The 16,526-nt window shown below is 53.6% G+C and carries 9 protein-coding genes, 4 pseudogenes and 1 riboswitch; of the genes and pseudogenes, 5 read left to right on the top strand and 8 right to left on the bottom strand.

Annotated features, from left to right (window positions below):
- Positions 1–45 precede the first annotated feature (45 nt).
- Positions 46–723 (top strand): response regulator transcription factor, encoded by a 678-nt coding sequence (locus AKJ29_RS02175; RefSeq protein WP_055187551.1) that lies wholly within the window; start codon positions 46–48, stop codon positions 721–723.
- Positions 711–2,243, top strand: a complete 1,533-nt coding sequence (locus tag AKJ29_RS02170; RefSeq protein WP_082392489.1) for an ATP-binding protein — start codon at positions 711–713, stop codon at positions 2,241–2,243. Before AKJ29_RS02175 ends, AKJ29_RS02170 begins: the two co-directional genes overlap by 13 nt.
- Positions 2,244–2,530: 287 nt before the next feature.
- On the opposite strand, the pseudogene AKJ29_RS02165 reads toward AKJ29_RS02170, so the two are convergent.
- The 5 genes and pseudogenes from AKJ29_RS02165 to AKJ29_RS02145 all read right to left on the bottom strand — a co-directional run bounded on the left by AKJ29_RS02165 (position 2,531) and on the right by AKJ29_RS02145 (position 7,216).
- Positions 2,531–3,912: pseudogene (locus AKJ29_RS02165) on the bottom strand (IS1182 family transposase).
- A gap of 118 nt (positions 3,913–4,030) precedes the next feature.
- Entirely contained in the window at positions 4,031–5,071 is a 1,041-nt protein-coding gene (locus tag AKJ29_RS02160) for a FecCD family ABC transporter permease (protein ID WP_055187549.1), read from the bottom strand.
- A gap of 1 nt (position 5,072) precedes the next feature.
- The gene (locus tag AKJ29_RS02155; RefSeq protein WP_055187548.1) at positions 5,073–6,020 is read right to left on the bottom strand and encodes an ABC transporter substrate-binding protein; all 948 of its coding nucleotides are present in this window, start codon (positions 6,018–6,020) and stop codon (positions 5,073–5,075) included.
- 12 nt (positions 6,021–6,032) lie between these two features.
- Positions 6,033–6,815, bottom strand: coding sequence for an ABC transporter ATP-binding protein (locus AKJ29_RS02150; RefSeq protein WP_055187547.1), 783 nt, complete (start codon positions 6,813–6,815; stop codon positions 6,033–6,035).
- Positions 6,812–7,216 (bottom strand): DUF1636 family protein, encoded by a 405-nt coding sequence (locus AKJ29_RS02145; RefSeq protein ID WP_055188918.1) that lies wholly within the window; start codon positions 7,214–7,216, stop codon positions 6,812–6,814. Before AKJ29_RS02145 ends, AKJ29_RS02150 begins: the two co-directional genes overlap by 4 nt.
- Positions 7,217–7,316: 100 nt before the next feature.
- A riboswitch (cobalamin riboswitch) is annotated at positions 7,317–7,535 on the bottom strand.
- Between the two features lie 557 nt (positions 7,536–8,092).
- On the opposite strand from AKJ29_RS02145, the pseudogene AKJ29_RS18550 reads away from it, so the two are divergent.
- From AKJ29_RS18550 to AKJ29_RS02135, 3 genes and pseudogenes are all read left to right on the top strand, one after another.
- Positions 8,093–8,573, top strand: a pseudogene (locus tag AKJ29_RS18550) (IS3 family transposase); the annotation flags it as partial.
- A 197-nt stretch (positions 8,574–8,770) separates the two neighbouring features.
- Complete coding sequence (locus AKJ29_RS02140) at positions 8,771–15,025, top strand: hypothetical protein (RefSeq protein ID WP_055187546.1); 6,255 nt, start codon at positions 8,771–8,773, stop codon at positions 15,023–15,025.
- 287 nt (positions 15,026–15,312) lie between these two features.
- Positions 15,313–15,634 (top strand): annotated as a pseudogene (locus AKJ29_RS02135) (transposase); the annotation flags it as partial.
- Here the strand turns inward: AKJ29_RS02135 and AKJ29_RS02130 are convergent.
- The 3 genes and pseudogenes from AKJ29_RS02130 to AKJ29_RS19145 form a co-directional block, all read right to left on the bottom strand.
- A pseudogene (locus tag AKJ29_RS02130) lies at positions 15,604–16,086 on the bottom strand (transposase). The pseudogenes AKJ29_RS02135 and AKJ29_RS02130 sit on opposite strands and share 31 nt — an antisense overlap.
- Before the next feature lie 86 nt (positions 16,087–16,172).
- On the bottom strand, positions 16,173–16,337 hold the full coding sequence (locus AKJ29_RS20500) for a transposase (RefSeq protein WP_082392488.1): 165 nt from the start codon (positions 16,335–16,337) through the stop codon (positions 16,173–16,175).
- On the bottom strand, positions 16,321–16,526 hold a 206-nt coding region (locus tag AKJ29_RS19145), incomplete at its 5' end, for a transposase (protein ID WP_152972423.1). The genes AKJ29_RS20500 and AKJ29_RS19145, both read right to left, overlap by 17 nt.

Below are 16,526 nucleotides of genomic sequence, written 5' to 3'. Positions count from 1 at the left end.
CATGTAAGGCTGGACATCACCCCTGCCTCTTGCAACATGTCACCTATGGTTACGCATGTTCTGATTGTAGACGATGATCCCAAAATCCGCGACATCATCCGTATCGCGCTGGAGGCCGCAGGGATGCGCACGACCGAAGCCTCGAACGGCGAGATTGCCCTGACACATGTCGCGCGCGAAAAGGTCGATCTGGTCGTTCTGGATATCGGAATGCCCAACATGGACGGGTTCGATTGCTGCAAGGCGATCCGGGCGCGATCTGATGTGCCGGTGCTGTTCCTGACCGCCCGCGATGATGAGATTGACCGCGTGCTGGGCTTTCAATTGGGGGCGGATGATTTCGTCCCCAAACCTTTCAGCCCACGTGAGTTGGTGTTGCGGATCAAGGCGATCCTGTCTCGGGTCCACGCGGCATCGCGCCCGCAAAGCCGCGGTCAGCTGTCTTTAGACAATGCCGGGCATGTCTGCCGGATTGCCGATCACACGCTGGACTTGACCGCAACCGAGTTTCAACTGCTCGCCAGCCTGCTGGCACGGCCAGATCACGTGCATGACCGCAACCAGCTGATCCAGGCCATCTATGGCGCGAACTCGACCATGTCGGGCCGCACAATTGACAGCCATGTCCGCAATATCCGGGCCAAGGCCGCATTGGTGGGCTGCGACGACATCATTGTGACCGTCCATGGCGTCGGCATCAAGCTTGGCCGATGCAGCCTGTGACGCGGATCCGTCAAAAATGGCGCCCCTCGATGGCTTTGGTTGTCGGCTTTATCTGCGTGACTCTCGTGTCGATCCCGCTTGCGGCAATGCTGACCGTGCAGCTGACATCCAACCAATTTGTCCGCGAAACCGAGCAGTCGCTATTAAAGCAAGGCGCCATCTATGCCGAGGTTTACCGGACCGTGTTCGACAACCTGGGCGGAGCCCCGATCGGCCCCACGGTAGGTGACGAACAGATGGCGTTCTGGCGCGAACCACTGCACCCGATTCCCTCCAGAATAGATGTTCGAAAACAACAGGTCCTCCCCCCTCTGCCCGCCGGGAGCCCGGTTGATGCCCACACAGACCCACGCCACGTGGAAACCTTGCCCCGCCTTCGTGCGCTTGCCGAAGCCGCAGGCCGGACGACTTTGGCCGGGGCGATTTTCCTGGATCACGAAGGCGTCGGGCTGGGCGAAGACGGGCTGCATGATTTCGCAGGACTGCCTGAGGTTCAGACCGCCCTGTCCGGGGGGGTCGGTGTCACCCTGCGCACCCGTGACGACGATTATGGCCGCCACCCTCTGAACTCGATCAGCCGCGATACGGGGTATCGGGTGTTCATCGCTTATCCAGTGCTGTCGGACGACCGTGTGATCGGCGTTGTGCTGCTGTCGCGCACCCCCCTTAGCTTGCGCAAATTTGTGTTCCGCGAGCGTGACCCCCTGATGATCATGGGTGTCTTTACGCTGTCCGGTGCGCTGCTGCTCGGGGCACTGTTGCTGCGCCTCATGTCCCGTCCAATTCGTGGCTTGCGCAATGAGGCGCGCGCGATTGCAGCGGGGGACAAGCCCCGCTCGGAACCCTTGCGCCACTATGGTGTGCGCGAGCTGGCAGATCTGGGTGAAAGCATGTTGTCGATGGCGGATACCCTGGACCAAAGGTCAAATGAGATCGCGACCTATACTGATCATGTCACCCATGAATTGAAGTCGCCAGTCACGTCGATCTTGGGGGCGGCCGAGCTGTTGCAAAGCGGCGACCTCAGCCCGGAAAACCGGGCCAAGCTTCTGGGAAATATCAGCAGCGAAACTGGGCGGATGAACATCTTGCTGACACGGCTGCGCGAGATGTCTCAGCTGCGGCAAGAGACACAGAAGGGCCCGGGGGAATTGGCGGCGATGCTGCCGGATATCGACGGGTTGACGATCCGGATCGCCCAAAACAGCACCCGCGAAATCCCTCTTTCGGTCGCACATGGCGAAATTATCTTGCTGCACATGGCGCAGAACGCGCTTGCCCACGGCGCGCGCCAGCTGACGCTTCAGCATCAAAATGGCGTCCTGAGCATCCGCGATGATGGCGAGGGGATCTCGGAAAATGATGCCGCGCAGCTGGCTGATCCCTTCTTCACCACCCGCCGCGACCAAGGGGGCACTGGGATGGGGCTGGCGATCGTATCCGCCCTTCTGGACATCTATGGCGCAACGCTGTGCGTGATCCCGAACGAGGGCGGTGCCGTGTTAGAGATACGTTTCTGACAAGGTGATCATGCTTCAGTTTCTGTCTCATGCATCTTGGGGAATACCAAACCTGCATGTCCTGTTCGTGAATCGAAAGGGGGGCAGAGAGGGGAGGGACATGATCGTTTTGCCTTTTGCGACTCAAAGAGTTTCCATCGCTTCAGTGCAGCGTGATAGCTGCCATTGGTCTCAGGTGCAGAGAAATCCCGCAAAGAGCCGATTTCGTTGAAAAACTCTCTGATTTTGGCGTTTCTGTTCAAGCTATCGCTTTGATTCCTCTTGGATGTGGAAGTCCTGATCGCCCTTCATCCTGTGGCTGGTACCATCGGCTTGAGTTTTGCCAGTTTCCGGAGGTTTTGGGCGGTTGCTGCCAGTGTGAACTCATCTTGAACGCCGCATGGGCCCCGTAATCGGAGCCGTCCGAGGCCAAGGATGCGCTTGAGGTGAGCGAGAGCATCCCGACCTTTTTTCGTCGCGCCTGAGCCTTGGGATTGAAGTCTGAAGTGGTGCATTGCCGGGCAAAGTCTCTGACGATCTCATATTTGTCGTGATGGACCGAACGCGTTTCGGCGTTGGGGCAGCACTTTGCCTTCAGCGCGCATCCTGTGCAGTCTGACTTCAAGGCGCGATAGTTTCTAGATTTCCAAACTGGCGCATTCCGTTTGGGATCAGAATATGTCCGCCATGTATGCCGCATCTCTTTGCCGCCCGGGCAGATGTAGCGGTCGTTCTCATCATCCCAGTCGAAGTCGGATCGCGAGAAGGTCCCGTCGGACCGTTCGCCCTTGTCAAAGACGGGGATGAACGGGAGGATCTGGCGCTTCAGTGTTAGCCAGACCAGATTGTCGGACGACTCGTAGGCCGTGTCAGCGGCGATCCAATCTGGCTTCACGCCAAAGCGCTCTTCGGTCCGGTCCAGCATCTTTCTCATCGCGCCGACCTCAGCGGTCTTGTTCGACCGGCTGGCATCCACGTCCACGATGATCCCATGGTCCGTGTCGATGAGGTAATTGTCAGAATAGGCAAAGAATGCGGGTCCTTTGCGCGCGGCTGTCCATTGGCTGGCAGGATCAGCATGTGCGGCGAACTTTGGCTTGGCCGTTGTCGCGGCCCCAAAAGCCTCATCATCCAGCGTATCGAGATACTCTTGTGCTGCGCGGGGTGCATCATTCGGATTGATCTCCCGGGCCGCCCAGTCCTCGGGGTTGCTCGAGTTCTGCTTCTGAACATCAGCGCTGATCAAACTGGCGTCGACCGCGAAGCCCTGACCACCGAACAACCCCTCGTCCATGCAACGCGCAACAGTCGCCTCGAATACATGGCGGAGCAGATCGCTTTCGCGGAAGCGACCGTGACGATTCTTGGAAAAGGTTGAATGATCCGGAATGCTGACCGTCAGATCAAGGCGGCAGAGCCAACGATAGGCGGGGTGCAGATGCACCTCTTCGCAAAGCCGCCGCTCGGACCAGATACCAAAACAGTATCCGACCAGCAGCATCTGGATCATCAGTTCAGGATCGATCAATGGACACCCCGTATGGCTGTAGAAACCTGCCAGATGTCCCCGGACGCAGCTCAGGTCGAGATGCCGATCAATCGATCACAAAAGATGGTCTTGCGGGACATGATCCTCCAGCGAAAACTCGTAGAACAGTGCCGCTTGTGCCTCCTGCTTCGGTCCCATCACGTGAATTCTCCCGCTCAATGACGGATGCTGCGGAGCGCACTAAAGGCGGAAATAGATATCACCTCAACCCAAAAGCTGGTTGGCAAGCACGTCAACTTTTATTTTCAAGATTTCGAGTTCAACCGGGGCGTTGTCGAAGCAGCCAAATAAAGAACACGCCGCCTATCAGCCCGGTAACGATCCCAATCGGCATGTCGTCGGGAGCAAGGATTGTACGGGCGATTATGTCGGACCAGAGCAGGTAGATTGCGCCGAATAGTGCTGATGCCGGCAGAACCCGGGCGTAATCTCCACCGACCAGAAGGCGCACGATATGGGGGACCATCAGGCCGACAAAACCAATGATGCCCGAGAACGCCACCATCACGCCGGTGATTAAAGCACCGGTCATAAATATCATCAAACGGAAGCGCGCGACAGGAATGCCAAGGGTCGATGCGGTTTCATCACCGATCGTCATGGCGTTCAGGTTGCGAGCGTTCATCCAAAGATAGCTGCCGCAAAAAACCAAGATCACCAGCGGGTAAATCAATTGCCCCCATTGGGCCAGTCCCAGCCCGCCGAGCATCCAGAACACGACCGTATGGGTCGCGCGTGGATCACCCAGAAAGATCAGTATATTGGCCAGCGACATGACGATAAACGACACGGCCACACCCGCCAGGATCAGGCGATCCGCACTGGTGGCTGAGGCAAATTGCGATACGCCCAAAACCAGCAACGTGGCCCCAAGTGCACCAAGGAATGCAAACAAAGGCACCGTCAGAAGCCCGAGAAACATACCGGTATGCAACAGCGCTAGAATAGCTCCGAATGAGCCACCTGCCGAGATGCCCAGCAGATGAGGGTCGGCCAACGGGTTGCGCGTGACCGCCTGAAGGCTACCGCCGACCATAGCCAGACCCGCCCCCACAAAACACGCCAAAAGAGCGCGGGGAAAGCGAATGTCCCAGACGATAGCCTCGCGCCCGGCGGACCAGTTTTGCGCGATGGTATCCGGGGCAATCTTGTTGATCAGAACGCCCCAGACGGTTGGCAGGGGCACAGATATGGCCCCCACACTGACGGCAGCGGACATTGAGAGAAGCAATAGGACAAACCCACCCCCCATCACAAAACGGAAACGAGTATTTCGGTTGCCTGCTGTCGTCGCGATCATATCATTCGCCTCGGAATGCCGCTGCGAGGGTCTTTACGGCCGCAATGTTGCGTGGGCCCGGTGTGGCCTCGACATATTCCAGCGTCACGAAGCGATCATTTTTCACCGCATCCAGATCGGCAAAGGCCGGGTTGGACATCATGAAGTCACGTTTTTCTGCGGCGGTTACCTCGCCGTAGTTTACGATTACAATGATCTCGGGGTTGCGCTCGACCACGGCTTCCCAGCCCACGGTGGCCCAGCTTTTTTCAAGGTCGTTCATGATGTTGGTGCCGCCTGCGGCCTCGATCAATGCGTTTGGCATAGCATAGCGGCCTGCCGTGAACGGGACATCCTCTCCGCTGTCATAGACAAAGACGCGCGGGGCTTTGGCAAGCGGCGACAGAGAGGTGGTGAAGTTGGCAAGATCAGTGCGATAGCCTTCAACCAGTGCATTGGCCTTATTTTCAACACCGAAGATTTTGCCCAGATTCAGCAGATCATTATACATATCATCCATGCTGGCGGCGTCTTTTTCACCGATATGGATGCAGCTTTCGGTCAGTTCATAGACTTTGATGCCAAATTGGTCGAGCGTCTCGGGCGTCACTTCACCCCCGACTTTCATGCCATAGTTCCAACCGGCAAAGAAAAAGTCCGCATCCGCGCCGATCAACACCTCTTTGCTCGGGTATTTCGCAGACAGCTCGGGCAGTTCTTCGACGCCTGCTGTCATCGTCTCGTCCAGCGTTTTCCAGCCAGAGATACCAGTGTAGCCCACCATGCGGTCGGCCAGACCCAAGACCAACATCATCTCGGTCAGGTTTACATCGTGCGCGATTGCCGCCTTAGGCGGTTCTTCAAAGGTCACTTCACGGTTGCAGCTTTGCACGGTGGTTTGCGCAAAGGCCGTTGTCGTCATCAAAGCCAGCAACGCGCCGGATACGAGTGGGGTTTGGGAAAGTTTCATAGGGGACTTCCTTTAGCTCGGCAGATGAAATGAAAGGTGTTGAGTATTGCTGAGGCTCAGCGTTTCGCGATGCGCTGTGACGCGGAAGGTTTGGGACACCTGAAGCTCACTCAGCACGTCCTCGGGTGGGCCGAAACCCTTGCAGTGGCCATCTTCAAGCAAAAGAACGGCGTCGCAGACATCGGCGGCCATGTTCAGGTCATGCAAGGACACGGCAATGGTCAGACCAAGCGTGCGGATCAGCGACAGGATCTCTAGCTGATGGCGGATGTCGAGGTGATTGGTCGGCTCGTCCATAACCAGCACTTGAGGCTGCTGTGCCAGCGCGCGAGCCACCATCACCCGTTGCCGTTCGCCGCCAGATAAGGTGCCGAGGTCCCGATGCATCAGGTGCCGAAGATCCATTCGGTCTATGGCCGCGTCGACAATCTCGGCATCTTGCGCACCGGGGGTCGAGAACCCCAAACGGTGCGGTGTGCGGCCCAGGGTAACGATATCGCGCACGGTTAACCCGAAGGCGCCGGGTTGTTCTTGCAAAACCGCCGCGACCTTTCGGGCGGCGGCACGTGGCGGAAGTGACCAAATATCCTCTCCGTCCACCAAAATGCGCCCTGATGTTGGTTGCTGGTAGTGGTAGATCATGCGCAACAGCGTGGACTTGCCCGCGCCATTCGGACCAACCACTCCCAGCACCTGTCCGGGCTGAAGTTCGAAGCTGACAGGGTGGAGAAGACGCGGCAGAGACCGATGAGGCGCCCAGCTGATATTGTCAGCAACCAGACTTGCGGCGCTCATGACAGGCGTGCCGCGCTGTCTTCGACGGCAAGCATCATGGCCGGAACCCGTGCCAATGTATGTGTGCGCAGCTTACCGGGCCGATCGACGGATGAGCACCAACCATCCCCCAGGACGGCATATTTCTGAGCGAAAGAAACGAGATCATCAATGTCCTGATCGGGGTCAATGCCTCCGAACAGATAAGTTGCTTTGCGTGTGCTGTGATACGCAATCGTGCAGGGCTGCGCACAGCCCGCCATGCAGGCAACGCCCGAGATCTCGAACTCTTCACTGATCGTGTCACCAGCCGCATCAATCGCCGCGCGAAGCCGTTCGATCAGTTCATAGCCGGGGCGACAGGTCTTGCCCTTGTGTTTACATGATGTGCAGATGGTAATTCTGTGATTTGGTATGCCCATGTCGCCCTCCGCGATAGAGCGGGGCAAACACAGGTCGATTTTCACACGGTTTTATCCGTAAAGCCATCACGGCCTCCTGTCGGGACACCCCGCCCGGGTTGAAGTTACACTTTTGATGGCAGGTCTCCTGACTTGCGGGTTGTCGCTTGCCCGAACCTTCCCGAACGCTGGGCGTTCAGTGGTGTTCATCGGGGTCGCTCGCCGCTCACAGTTGCGGGGGCAGTCACGGTTTTGGCGCCTGTTGGCTATTCCTCACCGTATTCCCTTTTCATTCCGAAAGCGCATTTGTCTTTCGGAAACCATCAAGGCTCATTTCAGGCAATAAGTTTCCTAAGTCAATAGGTTTGCCGGATGTATCAAATTGAAAAATGGATTTGGTCGCTGGTAGTGCTAGAGCGGTCGTTGAGTTTCAGGATTCACAAATTTCTCGAGTTTTGCTTCAAGCTTCCAAAAGAGGGGGGGAATGGATGCGAGCAGGTTCATCGTCACGGATCAGCTTTGAAACCAACAAAGTTGCGATGCGGCCGTATCACTTCTGACTGATTAATCCAGCGGCCCCCGAATGCAAAACTTCGTGGAGGAACCGCTGAACAGTGATTTTTGGAGGGATTTATCCCTTTATTTTTCATGTGGTTTTCTATGGGGATACCGCACCCCAAAGCGGGTTGCCAAAAATGAGAAGCCCTATTCCCCTACGAGCAGCTATGGGGCTAGGATGCAATCATTGATTGAACCATGATTTATAAACGTCTTTGGCGTATCCCTTTGTGTTTAAGGTTGGGTGTTTATGGCGTGGAGCAATTGAAGGAACTGAAGCGTTTGCATAATTGGAGCCGGTTAAGCAAACGATCCGGGGGATCGCTTGTCAGGCGGAACAACGAGCGACTGAGAAGGGCTGTTTCGATTTGACGCTGGACCAGTTGATCTTGGTAGAGGCTGCAAAGGGAAATTTCTAAACCCCATCGTCGTCGTACTTGCATTGACCGTGTTCGTTCTGAGACAGCACCGATCGACACAGCGCAAGGTGCCTGTTGGACGTCCCGACGAAGACCGCCTGGTGGCTGATATGATCGAGCTTACACGTTAATATGGTCGTTACGGCTATCGTCGGATCGCTGCGTTACTGCGATACGCAGGTTGGCATGTGAATGACAAACGCGTGGAACGCTTATGGCGGCGAGAGGGGCTGAAAGTGCCAATGAAACAACCAAAGAACGGCGAGCCGGTTGCTGATCTGTGTCGGGAACATGGGATGAGCAGCGCGAGCTTCTATAAGTGGTGATCCCAATATGGCGGCATGGACGCCAGCCTGATGGCGCGGATGAAGGAGTTTGATGAGGAGATCACGCGGATCAAGCCTAAAGCGTTCCGCCAGAAAACTGAAATGCTGGTTGGTGGCGGATCGCGCGAAACGCCCGCAACCTCAATAGGGGGCGGCGGGATGACCTGACCAGTCAACCCTTGCTGGTCTTATGCAACTAAGAAAGTGGCCCTACACTCTGATGCTGCGCTGAGATTGTTATTGTTATTGTTGGTTATGGAGCGATTAGAGGTATGACGATGGATTCCCACGAGCAAAGCGCAGCATCACAATTGGTATCCAAGGTTCTTTCCGATGAAGAGTTGTCGGCTTTGGTATCGGATTATGTCTCAACTGACGTTGCGGCATTCAAGAAATATGCGCAGGCGCTGGATCCGACGCTAACTGAAAACAGCGACTACAGCTCTCTAAGTTTTTCGGTGGGAGCGTCGTATACTGTTGCGGGGGAGTTCGCCTCGCTGGCGACTTTGCAGCCTGATCTACCTACCGCTTTGGGCAAGTCGATTGCGGGGTTTAAGCTTTATCATGGAATGGGGAAGGCTACTGCTGGAACTAAACTGATCGCCAGCTCTATTGAATCGCTGCAAGATGGAAGCCTATCAGACTCCGGAAAAGCGGCTGCAGCTTTCGATATAATGTATGGATTGAAATCTGAGGTGATGGCTGGGCTTACTCTCCTGCCCTATGCATCGGGGCAGTCGGCGTACAATAAGTTATCATATGAGCAAACGAGCGCGCTAATTGACAAGATAAATCAGTTCAAATCTGAATTTGTATTATCAACCTCAGATCGTTTTGAGCTTGATAAGCACATTACAGCGATGGGTAACAATCCGATATCCTTGACGCCTAACCAGCAAGCGAAATTTGACAAGCTCAAGGCTACGCACAATGAGTTAGAAGATCTCGAAGCGGAGCTGACGAAGAGAATCGAGAAAATTAACCAGCAGCAAGATATTATCGCGAAGTCAACGGAATTCAATGTCTTTGATCGCTACGACAAAACAACGGTCTATACAGATAGTATTGCCGCAAACAAGTCTATCTCGGAGGCGCTTAGCGGACAGGCAACCCAAGAATTTAGTGGCGAAAGAATAAGATATAACAAAGATGCGAGCACCGAAGCGGGCAAGTTTGTCATTACCAATTCAAATGGCATCCATACCACGATCGAAGGTGAATTTATATCCATCCGCGGCGATACGGTTGTGTACAAAAAGTCGGATTCGATTTCCGAGCTTCGCGACAAAATCGCCGCTAAGACTCAGGCGCTGGATGTGGATTTTCGTGAATACACTTCCACCGTGGGCGAATTTAAGACACACACGAACTTCATTCAGTTAGTTGAAGCAGACGGCACATACCTCACACTAACGAGCAAGTCTGGAAAGAAAATAAGTAATCTGGACTTTAGTTCATTGGATGCAGATTTTTCAATCGATTCAGATATCAAGATAAACAAACCAGGAGCGTCTTCTGATGCAGCTGGCATAGCGGGTGGGGTCGGCTCAATCATCGGCGGGGTGGCCTTTACAATTTCATCTGCAATTGGTCTTGAAAAAGTTCTTTCGTCAGGCAAGGCGAGCGATGCTGAGAAAGCCGTTGCGAGCCTTATGGTCGTGTCGGCCTCTCTCGAGGCAATCAGTGGTGTTCTGGATGTTTTGAGTGGTCTTGCGAAGTTTGCAAAATTCTCAAAAGCGTTAGGCGTGGCGGGCGCTATCGTAGGGGCAGTGGCCGATCTGGCCTTTGGGGCTGCAACAGTTGTTAAGACATTTAATGACCCAAACGCTACCGACCTACAGAAAGGCCTGTCTATTGCCAACCTGCTGACGCCGGGTTTTGATCTTTTGGCAATTGAGAAAGCTGAGCACTATCGCAATATGTTGGACGATTCCAACCTATCCGAAGCAGATAAGTTCGCGTTCGAGGCCCTTTACAAACAAGCAATATTCAACTCCATCCCGATTTTTAACGCATTTTCTTTCGCATGGGGGGATAACTATCTTGCCACGGAAGTGGCCGGCGACCTGATAGAAAACTACGGCGATGTTGTTGGAGATCCAAATGTTCTGGATGATGGCGATATCTTTGCATTCCTTCAAAACTCATACCAGAAGATTGCCGAGGATTTTTTTGAATCCAAGAAACCGGAGCTTATCAGCAATATTCAAGATCTTGGTCCGCAGGCGCAGCAGATTGTATTGGCTGGCAAGACGGCGAATTACTCGATGCTAACCTCAAACGCGGAAGCCAAAAAAATATATGATAAAATCGTTCCCGAAGCAATCAGGGATGATGCGGATCAAATATATAAATACACCGTGACCATAGTGGACGGAGTTACACAGACCGAGCTTGATAACTCCAATCAGACAGCAGCCCGAACAAGTGAAACAACGACCGCCGGCGCCGCTATCTGGCGAGAAAGCGGTGCTGACTGGCGATTAGGGATGACTAACAACCAGCCCGATAGCATAAAGGCCAATACGGCGATTGTTGCCATTGGAGCGGACTATGCAGGTGACGCCTATCTCTACGATGACCTAGGTATTGACAATACAGTTATCTACCAATCCACCGGCGATCGAAAATACGGTTTCGTGTATGAGGGCCGGACGGTAACCGAAACAAAGTACAAAGAAATCACAGGTACAACTGTCATTGGGAAAGCTGGTGTAGCAACGACGACAGAAACGGTTGCCTATCAAGAGGACGTGTGGCGCCTGTTTCGTAAGTACATTGATGGTCCTGGAGCGGCAAAGCCGAACGTAGATCACATTAATATTGGCCAAGGCCGTGACAACGTGATCGCAGGACATGTAGATGAGCTTCTGCGGATTACTTCGGGAGATTGGCAGGATTTCAGGTCGGTTTCCTCTGTTTCCGGCGATGGTGCGGCTGATCTGGACAGGCTGACAATTACTGACAGTACCTTGAAACGGTTTGAAATCGGCAATCCCAGTGAGACCATTTCCAGCTCAGATCTTCCCAGTGCCGCTGGCGATCGCAGAGTTGATCTGACATGGCGAACAGAAGGTAAGAGCACCGACTCAGTCGCAACAATCGAAGACGTTGAGATGGTCGTTCTGGCGAAGGATGACACCAGCCGGGCAATTCTCTACTCCGAAGAGGGCGAAGGCTTCACGCTCGCAATGACCGGCGGCGGTAGGCTGCCGCTCTACCTTTCTGATGCACCAGATGCTAAATCTTACAAGACGGGGTCAATTATCGGCAGCGACCAAGCTGATTACGTGGAGATAAACAACAGCTTCCGCGTGGAGACATTTTCTGCCGATCTGAAGGGAGGAAACGACCTCCTGCGAATAGACAGCCCAGGCAGAGGATTCTACAGCATTGTCGGGGGTGAAGGCTTCGATGAGCTTCAAATCGATTCTTTCAACGGTCGAAAGACGGCAATATTTCTTGGTGATAACGCCGGATCGCATTTGCAGAGCTATATGAAGGGCTTGAACAAGGCCGTAGAGAATGGCGAAGCTGCTGCTGCAGACGCGGATTTAGTAGGAATCTCTGCGGCAGGCGTCGAAAAGATCCAAATCGACAGCGACGCGGCCGCCTATTTCCAGATCGGTGGAGGAGCTAATCAAGTAATTTTCGGCACAGCATATGCTGACGTTTATGCCGTAAATCTGGACAATTCGAAAACTACTGATATCACGATTGAAGACAGCACTGGCCCTCTAGATTATGTGAACATTGACTTGACCGATGTGTCAGATTTCCGGCTGGAACAAGAGTATTCTGGAAATCGTGATACGGACACCCGAACCATTCGCAGTGAAGGCGCACAGGAAAGCAGCGTGGAACTCACCAGCGATGCAATTGTTTCACTGGGGATTGGAGGTCTCACTGAGTTCACTTATGCGCGCAACAACATTTTCGGTGAACGTGTGGCTGCAGAAGGGCAATCGCTTCCGTCGAGTGACTTGGCGGAATCCCAGGTGGGTTCAGTTGGCGATGACCTCTTTATCGTTCACGGGGACGGTGACCCGAACCTCGTAGAAATGACCATCAAAGGAAGTATGGGAAGTGATCGGGTTCTTTTGACTGGCGTTTACGATATCGACTCACTTACATCGATATCTTATGATGGTCAGGCTGGGCCGACATCGAACAATGTTCTGTCCTTCTCCGGTACAACTGATATCAGAGACTACCACAATACAGTTGAGAAGTATTACTTTCTTAATGACCAATTCGAATTGGATAGAAACCTGATCGACGGTTTGGTCAAGGATGGCAATGGCGGAACTCAACGCGATCTTATCGTACTGACTTCTCCGGGAGACTATGTTGGAAATGGAGGTGCAGATGTGTACTTCGTCGGGCCCAACTCCGGAGGTAACACAGAATTCCGTATCAAAGATTTCTCGGCCGACGACACCTTGTTCTTCTCCGCCCAAATCAGTTTTGCTTCATTGAAACCGATGAAGGTCGGCAATGATCTTGTTATCACCTCCGAATTCGCGACCGATTTGTCCCGAACGATTGTAATAGAGGGCTACTTCAATGCTGCAGCGCGCCAGGGAAAGATCCAGTCTGGCGAAGTGGAATTTACGAAAGAGATGATCAATCTGTCCATAAATTTGGCCCGGTTGCAGGCAAAATCCGATCAAGATTCAGGTGTAGCTGCCGACGGCGAAGCAGATGTAGACGGGGTGTTTTCTGCGCTATTCAATCAGGATGTGACGTTAGAAGGATCCAATGCCAGCGAAGAGATTAATGGAACGAGAGGCGCGGACTCTATTAATGGGGGTGCAGAGACGGATACGATCCATGGTGGAGCAGGAAATGATACCATCCAGGCCGGTTCCAATCGAGAGGGCGGATCTGGATACGATATTCTTAGCTTCGACATGCTTACAGGAAGTCAGAATGTAGATCTCAACGGTGAGCAATCCGTACAGGAAACGCCCGCTGGAACGAGCACTGCAAATGTGATCAACAATATCTCCGGTTTCGAAGGTGTGATTGGGGGCCTTGGGGATGACACCATTACCGGTAACAACAATGCCAATATCATCTCTGGTGGCCGAGGATCCGACTATATTTCAGGCGGCGGTGGGGATGATATTATACTGCCTGGTGCGCTCCCTGGTAGGAGCACAGGAAGAGATTACGAAACCGACACACTCGATGGCGGGACGGGCTTCGACATCGTCAGCTTTGAAGGCGAAAGCGGCGAGCAAATTGAAATTGATCTTGGGGCGAAGCCGGAAGGATGGAGTTACGCACGGGCCTACACTTATCAGCAGTCCAGTACCGTTAAGGAGACTATATCGTATATAAAGCTTCGAAACTTTGAAGGTGTGGTAGGCGGACAGCTTGATGACGAAATCTCGGGCGACGATGTTGCAAACTATCTTTCTGGCATCGGAGGCAATGACAGGCTTTCAGGCCGAGCAGGTTCGGATACGCTTGTGGGGGGCGCTGGCAATGACACTCTGATTGGAGGTGAAGGGAATGATGCCTTAGTCGGTGGTGATGGCGCTGATACCTTTATAATCGGTGGGTCGAATGAAGCCGGTACTCTGGACACGATTTACGATTTCAACGCGGCCGAAGATACGCTCGATATTTCGGGTACTGCATTTACAGTAACAATGGAAGCCGACCAGTTTGTATTCGATCCAGTTTCCAAAACCCAAAGCTTCTTTAAAAGCTCTGCTATAATCGGCAATGGGGAAAGTTCCGTCTTGTTGCATGGCGTAACAGTAGAAGAGGCAAGGCAAATCTTAAGCGGCAAGGCGACCGTGGTTGTCGAAGCCAGTGACAATGGCAGTAAAAAAACAGGCAACGCAGTTTCCAATTTTATCGACGGAAGCGACGGAGATGATTACATCCTCGGTATGGGAGGGGATGACACCATCAAGGCATCATCCGGCGTGGATACTTTGGACGGTGGTGAAGGCTTTGACTATCTGGATTTCTCTGGATCCGAATTTGGCATCCAACACAAAATTGGGACCGAGAGCTTTGATGTTTTGCGCGACAATAGATTTGTCAATGAGGGGGATGTCGTTCGGAATTTTGAGGGCGTCATTGGCAGCGGCTACAGCGACAACTTTTTGACATATACAAGTGACGCAGCCTATCTGGTTGGACTGGGTGGAGATGACAGACTTATTGGGAATATCGGAGATGACACTATTTGGGGTGGCTCTGGAGATGACAACATCCAGGGTCGGCAAGGGAATGATGTCCTGATCGGCGGCACAGGACAGGATACGTTTAGTTTCTTTGGTGGTGAGGATGGAGTAGATGCAATCACCGACTTCGATACCACTGAAGATTACATGTTCCTTCTTTATACGGGGGCGCGTAGCTTTGCTGACCTTAGTATAACAGATACAAGAAATGGAGTTCTTGTTGAGTGGGATACCGATAGCACGGGCCTCACTAAAGCAGGTGTTGTGCTTCAAGGTTTGGTCAGTTCCCAGATTTCTGCCGAAAGTTTCCTTTTCTTATAAGAGAAACCTTCCTCACCACGCCCGGGGAGGCTGTGCTGGTCTCCCTGGGTGAAGTTGTCCCACCTTTTCGCACAGTTTTCAGCTTTTCTGAGTGCGTTAACGATTAATCGATGGAGCTATTTTGAGCAGCCCCACTTGAGTGGTCCATATTGAAAGTTAGTGCATGATCGGCCTTTGGTCCATCGGTACGATGGCCTCTGGCGCAGGTGGGCGGTAGCCCAATGTGGACCTGTCGCGGTTTGATGCCGCTCCTTTGATAGCATTTACTGCAACAAAGGAGGCCGACTATGGGACTGAAACGGACGGACGAATTCCGGGCTGATGCGGTGCGTATCGCGCTGACGAGTGGGCTTACGCGTAAACAGGTGGCTCACGATCTGGGTGTTGGCATGTCGACGCTGAACAAGTGGGTGACGGCACACCGAGACACGGATGTGGTGTCGAAAGAGGATTTGAGCCTCGCGCAAGAGAATGACCGGCAACGACGCGAGAACCGCATCCTCAAGGAGGAGAGGGAGATCTTAAAAAAGCAACGCAGTTCTTCGCGGGCCAAAAGCCATGAGGTTTAGGCTCAGGCCTCATAACCAAAACATAACTGTTGCGGCGAGAGCGATGGCCGAGGGGAAGACTTTGGGGCATCTGTCATATCGGGTGGCGACCCGCGGCCAATCCTTCAGACGCCCGAACATGATCTCGATCACTGCCCGGCAGTGATCAGGCGCCCACGCCCCCCTTTTTGACGCCCAGACTGGACGCTGTACGATGGGCTTTCAGATAGGTCGCATCGATCATGATCGTCGTCGGGTCCGTCGCTTCCGCAGCCACCCCTTCAAATATCCTGGCAAAAACACCCATCTCGCTCCAACGTCTTCGGCGATTATAGAGCGTCTTCGGTGGGCCGTATTCCCTGGGCGCATCGCACCACCGTAAGCCATTGCGATTGATGAAGATTATCCCACTCAACACCCGCCGACCATCACCCCTCGGCTTGCCATGGCTCTTGGAAAAAACGGTCGCAGCCGCGCCATCTGTTCGTCGGTCAGCCAAAAAAGATTGCTCATGATACCCCCTGAAAGTCTGGGGGGGTGAAGCATGCGACCAATGCGATCTCAAGCCGATTAATGGGGCCTGAGCCTAGAGCGTAGACTCATAAGAGCCAAATGACTGTTGCGGCGAGGTGGGCTGCTGCCAAGAAGGTTTGTTGGCATCGAAATGTTCGCAGGCTGAGTTGTCGCCAGTCCTTCAGTCGGTTGAACATGCGCTCGACGATGTTGCGGGTTTTGTAGAGGTCTGCGTCATATTCGAATTGCATTTTGCGGTTCTTGCGCGGTGGGATGCAGGCGGTTGCCTTGGCGTTGCACGAGCCAGTCGCGCAGGTGATTTGCGTCGTAACCTCGGTCTGCAATGACGGTGGTTCCCCTGGCTATATATGGCTCAAGGCATTGATTCGCATGGGTAATATCGGCTCGATGCCTGAGGTCAGATGCAGATGGACCGGCTT

The sequence above is a fragment of the Aliiroseovarius crassostreae genome (assembly GCF_001307765.1).
Lineage (GTDB): Bacteria > Pseudomonadota > Alphaproteobacteria > Rhodobacterales > Rhodobacteraceae > Aliiroseovarius > Aliiroseovarius crassostreae.
This window is presented reverse-complemented; position numbering and strand designations above follow the sequence as displayed.